The sequence below is a fragment of the Siminovitchia sediminis genome, assembly GCF_042680885.1.
In the GTDB taxonomy this organism is placed as follows: Bacteria; Bacillota; Bacilli; order Bacillales; family Bacillaceae_C; genus Siminovitchia; species Siminovitchia sediminis.
Genome location: NZ_JBHUEO010000006.1, coordinates 12,839 through 29,280, shown reverse-complemented (window position 1 = coordinate 29,280; position 16,442 = coordinate 12,839). Strand labels below are relative to the sequence as shown.

The following is a 16,442-nucleotide window of genomic DNA, read 5'->3' as shown; positions in this document are numbered from 1 at the left end:
AATCTTTTTCTTAAAAATAAAAACACAAAAATCTAGATACAAGTCGTCTAAATGTAAAATAAAAAAGCCTGTAGAGAAAAAAACAGCCTGTAGAGAAAAAAACATATACTTTCTCTACAAGCTGAACGGACGACCCGGGTCGTCCGTTTTTTTCTTATATAGCCAGTGCGCGCCTAAAGAGGCAGCAACTCCCCATCATATCCGTGAAAACACGAAGACGATTAAGCTAGCTAAGGACATTTAATTTGCTTCTTTATTAATCATTCCAAATCGCTTTTAATGGCTCCTTTTATAGTACGCTCCTGCTCTCTTCAAAAGCTTGATCAACTAACTGGAACATTCATCTTCAAATCAGTCTGCAGTATGAGTTAATACCGTTGCAGCACTAATATGAAAGCAGGAGCTTTTACCTGCTGAAGTTAGTAATAGACAGCGGTTCATCGACAATGGGGACATCCTCAGCCCGATTTTATTTAAAAAAATAAAAGGCCCTCAGAATTAGATAAAATTCCAAGTGCCTTTTACACTTTACTTTTCCAACAACCATACGTGCTGACGATCTTTTGTTTTTTCTTCACCTTTATGGGTAATCGTTACTGTATAAGGTTTAAGCTCTGGTAATGTGTCACCTTTTTCAACTTGAACACGTTGGCCGCCTTTTACTTTGCCGCCGCCATGTCCGGCTTCAACATAAGTGCCGGCAACTGGAGCTGCTTCGCCTGATTTTACAATATTGCTCATAAGATACCTCTCCTTAAGTAATTTACAAATACACAAAGAACATTATAACAAAAAAATACACGATTTGGCACCTTGTTTCAAAAAATATCTTAGTTTTTATATTGTACCCTTCTTCAAATATTGGTGCACCTTTCTGCCCGTAACCATTCCACTTTCAATCGCCCCATCGATAAAACCAGCCCACCCGTTGGCATACGTGGTGCCGGCCAAAAAGACCCCATGCTCCGGAAGACGCATGTCTTCGATATAAGATGTCAACTGGTTAGGCATCAGCATCGGCCAGGTTTCCATAGAAAACTCATCATGTACCCAGTCATGTCCGGTGGATTCCATAACAGTGGCTTGCGGAAACCATACCTGTATGGCCTTTTCTACAGCAGCACGATCATCGGGTGATAAAACACTTGCATCTTCTCCAAACCCAACAACTATGGTATCACCTTCTACCGTTTTTTCAAAATGAATAGACTGCAGCGGGTACCCGGGAGGTGCATATGTCATAAATGGTTCCAGTTCCCCTTTGATCCTCGCCCATACCTTTACTCCTTCAGATACCTGTTTTTGTTTTATAAAGGCTTGCTTATTCTCTGATAGACCAGGGATAAATTGAATTTTTTCCAAAGTACTTAATGGAACGGTTACAATCACACTTTTTCCATCATACTTTGATCCGTCTTCAGACTGAACAACGATATGGGTATTCTCTTTTTTGACCAATGAAACAATGGAAGAAAAGATGATCTCCGCCTTGACATCTTCTGCAATCGCATTCACTAATGCTTTTGTGCCCTGCTTAATTTTATAACGTCCGACCGTATCAATAAAAGCTGAGCGAACCCCTTGCGAAAAAGCCCACCACCGAAACATTTGTGTAGCAGCTCCTTTTTCCAGCGGCCCATTGAAATCAATACTTATGGAACAAGAAATCAAATCCAGTTGTTCTTGAGTCAGTGGAAACTTTAGCAAAAAATCCGTAATGGACAGATGATCCATTTTTTTGACAGCTTCAGATCTTAATACATCAAACGGGTTGGGCACATTTGAAACAGCTTCTTTAATGATTTGTTCATAACTGTCCTGCAAAATAGCGGAAAACCCTTCGATAGTATCAGACTTTAACTTTCCATCTGTTATCCAAAAAACCTTTTTGGCCGGAGGTGCCTCATCGACAGTGAGATGATAACGTGAAAGTTCATTCCATACATGAGGCTGGTACCAATGTACATAGGTGCCTCCCAACTCCACATCACAGCCCAGCCGACGGTCCACCCATGTCCGCCCTCCCAAACGATCCCGGGCTTCTATGATCAATACGCGACGCCCCAGCATTTCCAGTTCCCGGGCAGCAATTAAACCTGCAAATCCGGCTCCAATAATAATGACATCAAACATTTCTCTTGAAGCAATTTCCCGCATCCCCCTCAACCTTTCTCTCTTTTCATGTAATTGAATCGTTTTCTTGGCATGCTTCAGTTCCAAAAATGTCTTAGACTGCTAGTTATAGTGCACGCTGTACAACCTGCATCCCTGATGGCTCTGCCTATTCGTTTTTTCTATCAAATTAGGATATAAGGCATATGAAAAAACAGTGCTATGATTGCTTATTCTCAAATTTTGTAATTACGTTTTCTGTGATATCTCCGACGATCGGCAATTTAGTTTGCTCATGATGATAAGCCTTAACCATAAGAACGATCCATAAAATAAAACCAATCAATGAAAACAATGCTTTAAGAAGCCATCCGACAAAAGGAACATACCCGACTCCCAAGCCGAGAATCCAAAGAAATACATACAGGACAATAGACTGCATGGCGTGAAATTTAACAAAGGAGCTATTCTTTTCTAATGCAAAGAAAATAATTCCCGTAACAATGGTTCCCAGGTAACATAACAGCCCTGCAATATTCTCTTCCAGACCGGTAGAGGATTTTATGAGCACCTGGTTCTCGACTGATTCAATGTCATTGTTATGATCCAATGATATCCCCCCTTCTTACTGAAAATTCCCTGCTTTCTTTTACAATGAGTGTATCAGATTCAGCTTTTAGTTACCATGGTTCGAAAAAACAATTGATGTATTTACTTCATAAAATCGCAAATCACTTGATTATCAATAAAATCTAATCAGGAGAACCAGATTAGTAAAAATTATTCCTCACGATATGGTATAATCTATGAAATTATTTTTTTAATAAGGGGTGCTAAAATGAATTCATGGATCCATATAAAAGATGGGGTAGTCCCTTCTGTCTGTTCATTGGACTGTCCTGATCAATGCGGACTGCTTGTCTATAAAAAAGACGGAAAAATTGTGAAAATTGATGGCGACCCCAGCCATCCTGTGACCAAAGGAAGCATTTGCAACAAAGTCCGTCATATGGGAGAGCGCTTATATGATAAAAAGAGACTTCAAACCCCTTTGAAACGTGTGGGGCCGAAAGGAGAAGGGGCCTTTGAACCAATTAGCTGGGATGAAGCGATTGACACCATTGCTCGTCATTGGCAAGAGTTGATTGCTGAAGAAGGAGCAGAATCCATCCTGCCATACAGCTTTTATGGAAATATGGGAAAGATCCATTCTGAAGGGATGGACCGGCGTTTTTTTAACCGCTTAGGGGCCAGCCAGCTCCAACAGTCGATTTGTTCATCAGCAGGAAAAATTGGATACAGTTATACCATGGGCGGAAGCTATGGAACGGATCCGGAAGACATGAATGAAACGCGGTTATTTATCTTTTGGGGAATCAATGCAGTGAGCACAAATATGCATCAGGTGATGATTGCCCAGAAAGCACGGAAAAAAGGTGCAAAAATCGTGGTCATTGATGTTCACAAAAACCAGACAGGACGCATGGCAGATTGGTTTATCCCTATTCTTCCAGGAACAGACAGCGCCTTGGCGTTGGGACTGATGCACATTCTTTTTAAGGAAAATTTAGTGGACCGTGACTTTCTTAAAGAATACACCGTGGGACATCAAGAGCTGGAAACGCATGTTCAATCGTATCCCCCGCAGCTTGTCTCCGAGATCACCGGTGTTCCTGTAGACGATATTTATCAATTGGCCCGCATGTATGCTGAAACATCACCTTCCATGATCCGTATTGGAAACGGACCGCAGCATCATGATAACGGAGGAATGATTGTCCGGACCATTTCATGCCTGCCGGCATTGACAGGGCAATGGGCCAAAAAAGGAGGCGGTGCCGTAAAAGGCAACGGAGACTTTTTATCTATTAATTCCAGAGCTCTTCAACGGCCGGAATTACGTCAAAAGCCCGCCCGTACAATCAATATGATCAAACTTGCGGAAGCTTTGCAACAAACAGAGCAGCCTGTCCGATCCCTTTTTGTTTATTGCAGCAACCCTGCTGTTGTGGCTCCGAATGCCTTAAAGGTACGGGAGGGGTTAGAAAGAGAAGATCTTTTCACCGTGGTCCATGATCTGTTTCTTACAGAAACAGCAAAGTATGCGGACATTGTACTGCCGGCTACTTCATCTTTTGAAAATAGGGATATTTATACTTCCTCCTTTCATCATTACCTGCATTTGCAGGAGCCGGTCATTCCTCCTTACGGGGATAGCAAATCGAACGCAGATGTATTTAGGCTGCTGGCTGAAGCTATGGGTTTTGATGAGCCAGAGCTTAAGGCGAGCGATGAAGAATTGATCGAGCAGGCAATCAGCAATGTGGATAATCCGTATTTTCCCGCTACCTATATGGAACAATTAAAAGAATTCCGTTTTATAAAAGCGAAAAACACAAAAGACTTTTGGAAGAACTTAAACACACCCAGCGGTAAAATAGAATTATTTTCGAAGAAAATGGAACATGACGGACACCCTGCTCTCCCAACGCATGTGCCACTGGCGGAGGAACAGAATGCCCCTTTTTTGTTTGTTCCGGGACCAAACCATAACTTTTTAAATTCCACCTTTTCAAATAATGCAAAACATGCAAAGCTGGAAAAGGAACCTCAATTGTTTATGAATCAAAAAGATGCGGAACAACTCGGGATTCAGAGTGGATCCGTTGTTAGAATCTGGAACGAACGAGGGGAGTGCCGCATGAAAGCCTCTGTCGGTGACCAGGTCCTTCCAGGCGTTGTCGTCAGCCAAGGCCTATGGGCAGACAACCGTGGCAGTGAATACCTCGTTAATGCCCTGACGCCTGACAGGGTAGCAGATATGGGTGGCGGTGCTGCCTTCTTTTCAGGAAAAGTACATGTAGAGAAAGCAGAAAAAGCTTCCGGAGAAAAGAAGCAGCAGGAAGCGGGTACAACACTATAAAAAACTTTTGAAACCAGGAACCCCGTAGGTTATCCCGGAATCTGGAGATCACTCCGGGTTTGTGAACAAAAACTGAGATACTAATCCTGTGATCCCTTTTTTGGATTATACAGAAAACGGGTGCCCGGGAATTCCTCCGGGGATCCGATTTCTGATTTACATAATAATCGGTCGCCTAAGGGTTCTTCGTCGTAGAAAAGAGGGCCTCAAGCCCCTTTTTTATCAAGCTGGCACAGGGAAATCACCTGAGTCATGTCAACAAACTACTCTTCGTGACTTATTTGCCAGCCAATACCAAACTTGTCTGTGAGCTTGCCATAGCATTTACTCCAAAAGGTTTCCTGGAGCTCCATTTCCACTGAGCCGCCTTCTCTAAGCTTGTGAAAGGCTGACTTCAGCTTTTCGATATCGCTGCTCAGCACAGCAAGGGTAATGTTGTTTCCACTTTTTATCGTCGATCCCGGAAAAGTATCGGAAAACATTACGTTGCTGCCCTCGATTGTCAGCCTGGCATGCATTACCCTGTCTTTGGCTTCGTCCGGAACAGGATAGTCAGGATTGGACGGTGCTTCTCCAAATGTCATAATCTGCGGAGGTGCCGTATCAAATGCTTCTGCATAAAACTCAACCGCTTCCCTGCAATTCCCGTCAAATACTAAATACACTTCAACAGCCATCATCTTCACTCCTTCATTCATCCATAGACAGATTATAGCACGTCTACTATCGGCATACAAAAAACACAGGCATTTTCACCTGTGTTTTTTGCCGTGTATTTATTGATGAGGCTCTTCCTCATCGAGCGCTTCTTCCTCTTCTTGTTTTCCGTAAAAGTATTTTTTGGGATCTACAGGAGTCCACTTTTCATTAGGCGTATAGAAACGGAGCAAATCACCGTACAGCACCCTGTCAGATAATTCAAGTTCCCTCATGACCATACTATTGAGCTCTTTCATTTCTTCGGTCGGTTCTTCAATCGGTTCTTTTGTCGCGTTATCATAAAAGACGCCGCCAACCTTGCTGAATTTTCCCGTCATAAAGTCACCATTCCGGAATGGAACGAAATCTTTATGGTCTTTTGAAAACAGGTCGGTTCCCATCACTATATAATCTTGGGCTTTAATGCCTTGTAAATGGAGCAGTGTCGGCATGACGTCAATTTGACCTGCATATTCATGGTTGACTCCCTGGCCTTCTACTCCCGGAATTCTAATCAGTAGTGGAACTCTCTGCAGTTCGGCATGTTTCAATGGAGTAATCTCTTCACCGATTAATTCAGCCATAGCCCGGTTATGATTATCAGAAATGCCATAGTGATCTCCATAAAGCAAAATTACTGAGTCTTCATATAGACCTTCCGCTTTTAGATCATGAAAGAATTGCTCTAAGGCTTCATCCAAATAGCGGGCCGTTTGGAAATACCTGTCTACCGAAGGATCTCCGGTTTCCGCTGGAGCAATGGTTTCATCACCTTCATGAAGTAAATACGGATGGTGATGTGTTACTGAAATTAAATGAGCGTAAAACGGCTCTTTCAATGATTTAAGCATCGGAATAGACTCTTTAAAGAACGGTTTATCTTTTAATCCATAACCGATGACTTTTTCTTCCGTCATATTGTAGTAGCTCGCATCGAAAAAGTGGTCGACACCAAACTGCTTATATACTTCGTCCCGGTTCCAGAATGATTTGTAATCCCCGTGAAGTACAGCGCTGGTATAACCATGCTGATTTAATATAGCCGGCAATGCCTGGTAAGTGTTCGTACCTCTAACCACGAAGGCGGACCCTTGCGGCAGCCCATACAGTGAATTGTCCATAATTAACTCGGCATCCGCTGTTTTCCCCTGCTCCGTTTGATGGAAAAAGTTATCAAAATACGTATATTCAGGATCACGGACCAAATTGTTTAAGAACGGAGTAACTTCTTCACCATGCAGCTTATAATCTATCAAAAAGGTCTGGAAGGACTCCAAATGTATTTTAATAATATTCTTCCCTTTAGCTTTTCCGAAGTATTCGGGGTTTGGCTGGGCGTACTTGCTTTTTGTGTAGTTTTCCACTTCTGTCAAGTCATCGCTGGAAGCCAAAACCCGTTGCTGGGAAGCCCTAAAGCTTTGAACAGCATCGTATATCGTAAAGTTATAAACACCCAGATACTTAACAATATAGTTACGGTCAAATGTCCGTTGGAGAAGCTGGGGACGGTCAATTTCTGCCAAGCTCAGGTTGACAACAAATAAAGCAACACCCGAAGCAAGGACAAGCAGCGGCTTTCTAAGTTGGATACGTTCCGCAGACCAATACCCTCTTACCTTGATAAAGTAGACAATCATGATAATGATGTCTATTAGATAGAAAAGGTCATGCCATACTGTCAAATCAGCAATACTTCCCCCGAGACTCCCAAAGTTGTCTGTCTGTGTTAATGTAGGAATCGTAATAAAATCGCTGTTGAAACGGTAAAACACAACATTTGCATACAGCAGAAAACTCAACGTTGTATAAACGGAAATCATCCATACGCCGATTCTTTTACCTTTGGCAAACAAAGCCAAGCCGAGAAAAATCAGCGCTGAGTTTAACGGGTTGAAGAATAGAAGAAATTCTTGCATCCCATTTTTTACACCCAAGTTAAATTCCACATTATAAATAATATAACTCTTTAGCCAAAAGAGGACGACCATTACTGTAAAAAATCCTGTTTTCCTAGTAAAAAATTCCTTCATTTCATTCACCTCAACCATTTCAAGGACCCGTCTATATTAAAAAAATAAGCCAAAACAGAGAAGTTATAGATCTGCCTTGGGTTTTTAGGTTTATATTCATTCATGTCCATCCATAAAAACTGACACTTATTTATTTAACCATACATTTGGATTTCAGTAAAGGAGTAAAACGTCCTGAAACCGATAACATGATAAACAAAATTGTGGTAAGCGCTGAAATCTATGGCAAACTATTTTTCATTAACATGGGATGGTAAACCCATGTTTTTCTACAGACCGACTTTTAAGATGCTTGGGTGCCCCTGATCTGATCCCCCAATTATTCTTCCCCTTTCCGGAATACGGGGCCTGGCTCTAAAAAGTTTCATAAAAAAAGCATGGTCAAATATTATCCCCTTGACCATGCTATCGTCTACCCGACGGTTTTATGACAATTATTCTATTTTTTTATTTTTTGATCGTAATCGTCCAGGCAGCATCGCTGAGCTGCTCGAAATTCGTAACCTCATATCCTGCTTCCGCAGCCCAGCGCGGAATGCTTTCTGTCGCTTGAGTACAGTCGAAATTTATCACTAACTCGTCGCCTTTTCCTATTTTTTCAATAGCCTCTTTTGCTTCAACCAGCGGAAAAGGACATACCTGGCCCATTACATCTAATGTCGTTGTCATATTATTTACCTCCTATGCAGTGACAGCTGTATCGGATACAACTGTTTTCTTTTTGGTTCTCGGACGGACGAAAACAAAATACGACGCTGTCCATGTACCCAAAATAATAAACAATAGTGATATCCAGCCTTGCCAAGTCATCATTGCCGTCATGACAAGACCATTCCCAATGGAGCATCCGCCTGCGAGACTTGCCCCAAAGCCCATCAGGTTTCCGCCGATAAAACTGGAGATCCCGGTTTTTACATCCGGCATCCGAAAGCGGAATTCTTTACTTCCTTTAGCTGCAATAAACGAACCAAGAAAGATTCCCAGAACAAGGAATACTCCCCAATTAATATATTGCATATCCCCGGTGACAGAAAACTGGAGGATATTGGCGGATGGTGTCGTAATTCCCAGGCCAAACACCCGTCCTGTTCCTGCACTAAGCGGCCAGGCCAGTAATGCGATCAATCCGACAAGCACTGCAGTAAAGAATGGGTGCCAGCGTTTTTCAAACAGTAAATGACTCAGCCCGGTCCGCTTCGGTTTTAATGCAGGAATCGCAACCTTTGGTTTCTTTAATTCTCTTACGACAATCCAAAGTACAATTGCTGTGAAGATGGCGACCCAGAACCAGACATTAATCCCAGTAGTTTCTGCAATGGAATTCGATGAAGTTTGAACGGATTTCATCGATTGGTCGACAGGCGCCAAAAAGCCCGTTTTCATCACGGCACTCATGAACATATATCCAAACAGGGCAATCCAGCTGCCGAGCAGCCCTTCCCCGGCACGGTACCAGGTCCCGGTGGCACAGCCCCCTGCAAGTACAATCCCTATTCCAAAAATAAAGGAACCGATAATTGTTGCCAGCCATGAAAAGCCCCCAGCCGAAAATTCAAACACACCGAATTGAATGAGTGCATATACGCCGATGCTTTGGACCGCAATGGCTATCAGAAGGGCGTAAAACATCCGATGATCTTTCGCTAAATACATATCACGAAATCCTCCGGTAAGACAGAAACGCCCTCTTTGCATGACAAAGCCAAGCAAAGCTCCGCACAGCAGCCCTGTGGCAATCATATATAACATTCCTTTATTTCCCTCCTTTAAATCATAGTAAAACCATTGATTTTATAAACTTATTTTAATCGGTTTATGATCATCCGTCAATAGGGCGTGCTAAGGAAGAAAACAAATGGGAAAAAAGACCCTTGAAAAAGGACAGAGGTTGTTCGGGGATCTATCAGTCAGAAATAAAGGTTGTTTGAAATATTCATCGCTGAAATGGAGACATGCAAACTGCATGGAATTATATATATATAAGTTTTATTCAACGAAGGAGCGGATAAAGGAATAGGAGAAAGAATAAAGGAGGCCATCATCATGAACATGCTATTCGTTAAGGCAAGAGAAGCATTTGAACGGGACGCCGCGCGCAGGAAAACACGAAAGCCTCCGACTGAATTAAAATCTAAAAAAAGAAAGTGAAGCTTTACACGAGTGCAGGAAAGCAGCCTGCACTCGTTTTGTTATTAAAAATTTTCATGAGAGTAAAGCGGCTATTTTACTTAAACAGGTTATGATCCATTCGGTGTTTCTATTTAGTGCAGCCCGTTGAGGAGCCAAACAAATGGAGGAATTAAAATGTTCTTGAACGCGCAGTATGGTTTATATGCCATAAAGGCACAAAGGTTAGAGCCTGCCCCCAGAAAAATAAAAGAAGAACTTGAATCTGTCCTCCTTACGAACGCTTTGTAATCCATCATTTATTTTAAAACAGCCTTTCACAAGTATTGCAGTAGACAGTCTTCATGCGATCGTTGTCGCGGTTTGCCATTTAAGATAACAAAATCCCATTTTACAAATCTTTGGTTTCATACACTGCATAAAAATGTAAACATGCCCATCGAGTCCAACCACACGCGAATGACATATAGAACGCTTGCCGCAGAACGTCCGGGAAAATGGGAAGACATATCCGTCATCTAAACGATCCCTTCCGCCTGCTCCGTTAAACATAAAAGGTATATATCCCAGTCGTAACTACTGGCTGCTAGCCCGGCGAATTACATCCCTGATGTTTGCTTTATATTTTTCAATAAGCGAATGGGCATTCATGGGGATCTTTTTCTTTGGATGGTAAACTTTCATTATAAAGTGCTCTCCTTCTTTGGTTATTTTCATTTTTCTGTTTCTCAGCGTAAATGTATGATCCAAACAAGACGATGTTGGATGTACAAATTGATGGAAGTTTAAACACGATACACTTAACTTCAAATCCCATCGTCCTCTATGGAAAGATTCAAAATTGGCAAGTGTACCTTTAAATAGTACTGTTCCGGGTTTTTCCCAGGTAACAGATAAAGGAGTATACACATCTTCCATTTCTTTTCTCTTTCGCAGCTGTAAGAATAGGAGAACCTTATCCCGAAAAGCTTGGTCCAGATCTTTAAATTGAACGCGCCCTTGAACCTTTAGTCCGCTCTCCTCATGAAATACCATATCCAGAATTTCTGCCTTCACCACGTCTATATGAACTCTTTGCTTTCTTTGGTTTATGGCTTCTTTTAGTATGGCCGTCCACTTCTCAGTCAATCTCTTTTCCCCAAACTGCCCGCTTACCCGCTTGGCTTCCTGGCTGAGGGCTTGCCGCTTCTCTTGATGTACAAACAAATCTTCCATCGCATCCGCCAGTCCTTTGATGTTACCCTGTTCAATGAGCAGGCCACTTTTTCCATGATCGATTAAATCGGTCGGACCGTATTTACAGTCATAGCAAATCACCGGTGTTCCGACACTCATACTTTCAATAATCGCCATACCGAACGCTTCAGATTTTGATGTAATTAATGAAAAAGCAGCCCTTTGATAAATCTCTTCAATGTTATTGGCAAACCCCTTAATAAAGACATGGTTTTGCAGTTTGAGTCTTTTTATAAGCCTTATATATTGTTTTTCTTCTCTTCCAAACCCCCATATTTCCAGTCTGGCTTCCGGTACTTTTTTCACGACTCTTTTGAATGCCCGTATGGCGTGAGGTATTTGTTTAATTCGTTCGTATCGGGCCAACATAACTGCTGTGTATGGATCATGTTCTGCCTTTCTTTCACTTGGAGCGAGCCCTGGATGGCCGACAAAGTGAATCGTTGTCCTATTTCCATAGCGGCTGCTGATCTCAGCTGCCTGGGTTTCCGTTAGAACAATCAGGGCATCCAGCTCATTGAGCTGTTCAAATAACAATTTGTTCCTTTGGACGAGAGAGCTGCCGTACTGATACGGCGACTGTAAGTGATTGCTATGTAAAACAGCTGCTCTCACTGCTTGTATATCTCTTGCCCCGGCCCCCAAAAGGATTCTGTCCGTAAAACGGCTGTCCGAAAACAAAACAGCATTCTTTTGATTCAAAAGAGATTGAATAAAATAATGGCGATAATCTCTGACCTTCTTAAAAGACCGGATCATGTTGCCATTTGGATCCAACCAATCATAACTGACGGCTTCAAAATTTCTGTTTAAAAAACACCGGCCATCCTTGGTCAGCAGCTGTTCACTGACCGCTTTTCCTGACTTCTCATCATAATACGTTATTTTTCGGGGCCGGCCTTTTTTATCATACTGGATGGACGAGTTGGGTGGAAATAGCTTCATGTGTGAATGATCATCCGCTTTTGCTTGAGGCAGCTCCATAAAATATTCGTATACATTATAATGTTTAATTTTATGATCCCAGAGCCCAATCTCCCGATAATGTTGAATGACTTCATCATAGTCAGGGTTAAAGTCAAATGTGATCAGCCCGATATCATTAAAGGATTCACTCAGCATCTTTGCTCGTTTTATAGCAGCCCGGGTCATTCCTCCCCTGATCTGTTCAATGGAATGAAGCATAAAATACACAGCGTAGTTTTTCAATACGGTTCATCCTTTGGTTTTTTTACTGGGATAGACAAAAAAAGAGGTATTTAAACCGATGGGAGAGAGCCTTAAAGTGGAAATTCGACAGATGGACTCCGGATTTGGACAAACGGTGGCATTTTTATCGAGGTCTTTCTCAAGTATCCTTCATATCGACGCCATAAATATTTGTTATGATATGACTACCCAGCAATTAGGAGTGAATGAATATGCCTGAAGTTTTTCCTATCCTTGTTCCAGTCCCTTCTTCTTTAAAAAGCATGAATTTTTATTTGATCCAAAGCGATACGTCACTTATATTAATTGATGCCGTCCATAATCATACACAATGCTGGAATGCTTTAAACGACATGCTGCATAACAATGATCTGGCATTCAATGACATTACGCATATCGTATTAACCCACCACCATGCAGACCATGTTGGGCTTGTAAATAAAATTGTTAAAAAACACCCTATACCCGTTTATGCTCATCCTCTGTCTATTCCGCGTATAAAGAGAGAACCTGAATTTATGCAGATGAGAATTGAGTTTTTCGAAAATCTTTATGAGGAAATGGGATGCGGGGAAAGAGGGAAATGGCAAGTACAAAAGCTTAAAGAAGCGGTGATATCGAATCATTCGCAAAGAATCGAAGGGCATCTGCATCCACTGACTCCTGGAATACTTGACCATCTGGAGGTTATTCACATTCCTGGTCACGCCCCCGATCAAATCGCATTGTATGATCGGAGTCAACAGCTGCTTTTTTCCGGGGACTTGCTGATCCATCATATATCGAGCAACGCCCTTGTGGAGCCGGATCAAGACGGCAAACGGATTCGGTCCCTTTCTCTTCACCTCGAGTCGCTGAAAAAGTGCCTGGAACTTCCTGTGGCCATCTTATATCCCGGGCATGGTCCACGAATAACAAACCACCGGGAACTGATCAGCAAAAGGATCACGGGAAAAAAAAGAAAAGCGGAAGATTTTCTTTCGCTGATAAATGCGGGGTATTCCACAGCAAGCGGCATTGCAAAAGCTTATTATAAGGATAGATACGAAAAACAATTTTCGCTTGTCATGTCAGAGGTGATTGGGCATTTGGATTATTTGGAGGAGGAAGGGAGGGTTAAGAAAAATCTGATTAATGGGATTTGGAGATACAACCATCTTTAACGACAGTCAAGCTCGGCTGCCGATCCAGCCGAGCATTAAGAAAACATACTTAAATGATATCTTTCAGACAGCATTTCCAACAGCTTGATACCGGCAATACTGTTTCCTTTGTCATCCAAAGCCGGGCCAAAAATGCCAATGCCGAATTTTTCCGGAACAGATCCCATAATTCCGCCGGAAACACCGCTTTTCGCCGGTATTCCAATTTTAATGGCAAATTCCCCTGAAGCATTATACATGCCACACGTCACCATAAATGTTTTGCAAAGACGCGCGATATCTTCCGGGATGATTTGTTTCCCACTCTCAGGATCGACCCCATCCAGGGCAAAAACCAGCCCGATTCGGGCCAACTCCAGGCTGCTCACCTCGATCGCACACTGTCTTGTGTACAAATCCATCAACTCTTCTATATCTTCATTGATAACCCTGTGATGCTTGAGGAAATAGCAAAGTGCCCGGTTTAAATTAGAGGTTTCAAATTCTGATCGGGCAATTTCTTCATTAACACTGATAGCCGGGTTGTTGGCAAGAGTTTGGACAAACGGTAAAAGGCGCTCAAATCTGTTGTCCGCACTGCCCCCTTTAATCAAATGCGTAACAACCAGCGCTCCTGCATTGATCATTGGATTTAATGGTTTTGCCGGTGTGGTTTCTTCGAGTTTTGCTATGGAATTAAATGGATCGCCGGTTGGTTCCATCCCGACATATTTAAATACCTCTTCAGGCCCTCTATCCATGAGAACAAGAGCAAGTGTGATCACTTTTGATATGCTTTGAAGAGTCATCTTTTTCTCTACATCTCCGGCAGAAATACATTCCCCATCAGGATAGCGGATGGCAATGGATAAATCATTTGCATTCGCCTTTCCCAATGCAGGGATATAGTCCGCTACCTTGCCATACTTTGCATATGTTCTTGCTTCTTTAACAAATTCGTTTAACTCGCTCTTTGAGCGGCACGCCATAGTTATCACCACTTATAGTATATCCTAGATGCGTGAGTAAAAAACTTGTCCTGATTTATTATTAAGTACTTCCTTTTTCCAATAAACTGATCATAAACTCTGTATTCGGATAATCAAACTGCTTAATTTGATTGACTACTCGCTGTACCTCGTATCCTACCCTTACAATTGATACATGAAAAGAGGTACCATCTATGTCCAAAATGGCATAGGAAGGTTTTGCTATGCCGTCAAACGGCAAGCCTACACTCCCAATATTTACAACGCATTTACCATTTATATACCGTACATAAGGTTTATGAATATGGCCGTAAATATAGACATCTGCCTCGTTGACAAATAATTTTTTACTTATAACTTCATCGTTTTCATAAGGTTGTATAACATCAAATGTGCTATGTGGAGCAGCGTGGAAGGCATGGATACGGAAATTGCCAGCTTGCTCTATTATTTCTGAAGGAAGGTTGTCGAGATACCGAATATCCTTTTCTTCCAACTGCGATAAAGTCCATTTACGTTCCTTCTCCATTATTTCGAAGGATGCTTCAGGCACTTCACCTTTTTTTATTCCGCGAACGAGCCACTCATCTGCATTACCTTTAATGACCTTGGTAGAAATAGATTGTACTAAGTTAACGGATTGTTTCGGCTCAGGGCCTCGATAACATATATCACCCAATACGTAAATTTGATCCACTTTCCTCTTTGAAATATCGTTTAACACAGCATCCAAAGCAATTGAATTACCGTGGATGTCTGAAATGAAAGCGAGTCGCATAGAAATCTCCTTTCAGCTTCGATACATTCTGCTTTTCATTTAATATATCTTCATAAGTTTGAAATCTATTTATCCATGTAACAACTTCGTCCAGGCAATGAATGTCTTCCTCTTCCAGCTTAAGAATAACTGTTTCAATGTAAAACAAGTATCGATAGTGCAATGAATCTTTTAAGGTTTCATTAGTTACATCATCAAAAGAAAATAGTCTCCCGGCAATTTTGTAAAATTCAAGAAAATATTGGTCCATCACATTGCTTAAATCTACTAACCCCTGCTTATTTACATACTGAAAGTTCCAGCTCTTTTTCGAAATCATAAACAACAATGTAAAAAAATCAAAATAAAAACTTCTAATCCCTAAGGTATTCCAATCAATGACGCGGTATCGTTTATCATCATATAAAATATTCCCTTCCCAAAAGTCACCATGTGATTTAACCAGCACTACCCTCTTTAGGCCAGGATTATCACTGAATTTTGCTAGGTTTAAAGTACAGAATTGCTCTATTGATTGGAGAGTCTCTCCATATTGCTCAACTTCATATTCTCTCCATGTTTGAAATAAACTGTCTAAACACTTTTTTAATTCTTTCAAATACTCACTCACTTGTAAGACCTTGTATTCACTATCTTTACTTATGCCAGATAAGACAGGAAAAATTTCATTAAGAAGAATTTGCGAATCATTTAAGTTAAAAGAGGATCGATTTAAATTAATTAGTTCTTCTTCTAAAGATCGACCTTCTATACTCCAACTAATAACTTTAGGAGCCAATTCATTCCGAGCGGCATCTAATGAGGAACTAATGATTTTTTCGACTTTAGGTAGTGCGCTCTTTTCGTCAAATATTGTTGTAACTGACTGCTTTTTTAAATTAAACACTTTAACTCCACCTTGGCGCAAAAAGAAAATACACTCTCCATCGCTTGGCCCCACCAAATATGAGCCGATACCCTCTCTTTTAAACCTCTTTCTCTTTCGAGTAAACTGATGGGTTAATAACAAAACACGCAAAGCTCTAATTAATAAAGAGGGCAGCCACCTTAATTCTCTTCTTATTTGTCTGTTAAGTGCTTCAAAGGGCTTGCTGTTGCGAAAAAAGCGAATAAACACCTGAACTACGTTTCTCTCAATATTTATATACATGTTATTTTCTACTTTTATATATATTTTTGTATGGTTTATATCCATTT

13 protein-coding genes are annotated in these 16,442 nt (G+C 41.4%); 2 read left to right on the top strand and 11 right to left on the bottom strand.

Going from position 1 to position 16,442, the window contains the following annotated elements:
- Positions 1–528 precede the first annotated feature (528 nt).
- The 3 genes from ACFSCZ_RS04270 to ACFSCZ_RS04260 all read right to left on the bottom strand — a co-directional run bounded on the left by ACFSCZ_RS04270 (position 529) and on the right by ACFSCZ_RS04260 (position 2,722).
- Complete coding sequence (locus ACFSCZ_RS04270; RefSeq protein ID WP_380772525.1) at positions 529–741, bottom strand: YjzC family protein; 213 nt, start codon at positions 739–741, stop codon at positions 529–531.
- Between the two features lie 96 nt (positions 742–837).
- On the bottom strand, positions 838–2,220 hold the full coding sequence (locus ACFSCZ_RS04265) for a flavin monoamine oxidase family protein (protein ID WP_380772523.1): 1,383 nt from the start codon (positions 2,218–2,220) through the stop codon (positions 838–840).
- Positions 2,221–2,332: 112 nt separating this feature from the next.
- Positions 2,333–2,722, bottom strand: a complete 390-nt coding sequence (locus ACFSCZ_RS04260) for a DUF4870 domain-containing protein (protein ID WP_380772521.1) — start codon at positions 2,720–2,722, stop codon at positions 2,333–2,335.
- A 228-nt stretch (positions 2,723–2,950) separates the two neighbouring features.
- On the opposite strand from ACFSCZ_RS04260, the gene ACFSCZ_RS04255 reads away from it, so the two are divergent.
- Entirely contained in the window at positions 2,951–5,035 is a 2,085-nt protein-coding gene (locus ACFSCZ_RS04255) for a molybdopterin-containing oxidoreductase family protein (protein ID WP_380772519.1), read from the top strand.
- A gap of 263 nt (positions 5,036–5,298) precedes the next feature.
- On the opposite strand, the gene ACFSCZ_RS04250 is transcribed toward ACFSCZ_RS04255, so the two are convergent.
- The 5 genes from ACFSCZ_RS04250 to ACFSCZ_RS04230 form a co-directional block, all read right to left on the bottom strand.
- The gene (locus tag ACFSCZ_RS04250) at positions 5,299–5,712 is read right to left on the bottom strand and encodes a VOC family protein (RefSeq protein ID WP_380772518.1); all 414 of its coding nucleotides are present in this window, start codon (positions 5,710–5,712) and stop codon (positions 5,299–5,301) included.
- Positions 5,713–5,811: 99 nt separating this feature from the next.
- Entirely contained in the window at positions 5,812–7,764 is a 1,953-nt protein-coding gene (ltaS, locus tag ACFSCZ_RS04245; RefSeq protein ID WP_380772517.1) for a lipoteichoic acid synthase, read from the bottom strand.
- Between the two features lie 447 nt (positions 7,765–8,211).
- A complete protein-coding gene (locus tag ACFSCZ_RS04240) occupies positions 8,212–8,433 on the bottom strand; it encodes a sulfurtransferase TusA family protein (protein WP_380772516.1) in 222 nt (73 codons plus the stop codon).
- Between the two features lie 12 nt (positions 8,434–8,445).
- Positions 8,446–9,513: a YeeE/YedE thiosulfate transporter family protein gene (locus ACFSCZ_RS04235; RefSeq protein ID WP_380772515.1), complete on the bottom strand. Its 1,068-nt coding sequence runs from the start codon at positions 9,511–9,513 to the stop codon at positions 8,446–8,448.
- A 954-nt stretch (positions 9,514–10,467) separates the two neighbouring features.
- Positions 10,468–12,336: a glycosyltransferase gene (locus ACFSCZ_RS04230; RefSeq protein ID WP_380772514.1), complete on the bottom strand. Its 1,869-nt coding sequence runs from the start codon at positions 12,334–12,336 to the stop codon at positions 10,468–10,470.
- Between the two features lie 212 nt (positions 12,337–12,548).
- Between ACFSCZ_RS04230 and ACFSCZ_RS04225 the strand changes: the two genes are divergently transcribed.
- On the top strand, positions 12,549–13,499 hold the full coding sequence (locus tag ACFSCZ_RS04225; protein WP_380772513.1) for an MBL fold metallo-hydrolase: 951 nt from the start codon (positions 12,549–12,551) through the stop codon (positions 13,497–13,499).
- 35 nt (positions 13,500–13,534) lie between these two features.
- On the opposite strand, the gene glsA is transcribed toward ACFSCZ_RS04225, so the two are convergent.
- The 3 genes from glsA to ACFSCZ_RS04210 all read right to left on the bottom strand — a co-directional run bounded on the left by glsA (position 13,535) and on the right by ACFSCZ_RS04210 (position 16,440).
- Positions 13,535–14,467, bottom strand: coding sequence for a glutaminase A (glsA, locus tag ACFSCZ_RS04220; protein ID WP_380772527.1), 933 nt, complete (start codon positions 14,465–14,467; stop codon positions 13,535–13,537).
- A 61-nt stretch (positions 14,468–14,528) separates the two neighbouring features.
- Entirely contained in the window at positions 14,529–15,245 is a 717-nt protein-coding gene (locus tag ACFSCZ_RS04215) for a metallophosphoesterase family protein (protein WP_380772512.1), read from the bottom strand.
- Positions 15,211–16,440: a phosphotransferase gene (locus ACFSCZ_RS04210; protein WP_380772510.1), complete on the bottom strand. Its 1,230-nt coding sequence runs from the start codon at positions 16,438–16,440 to the stop codon at positions 15,211–15,213. The genes ACFSCZ_RS04215 and ACFSCZ_RS04210 overlap by 35 nt, the downstream gene beginning before the upstream one ends.
- Positions 16,441–16,442: the final 2 nt, after the last annotated feature.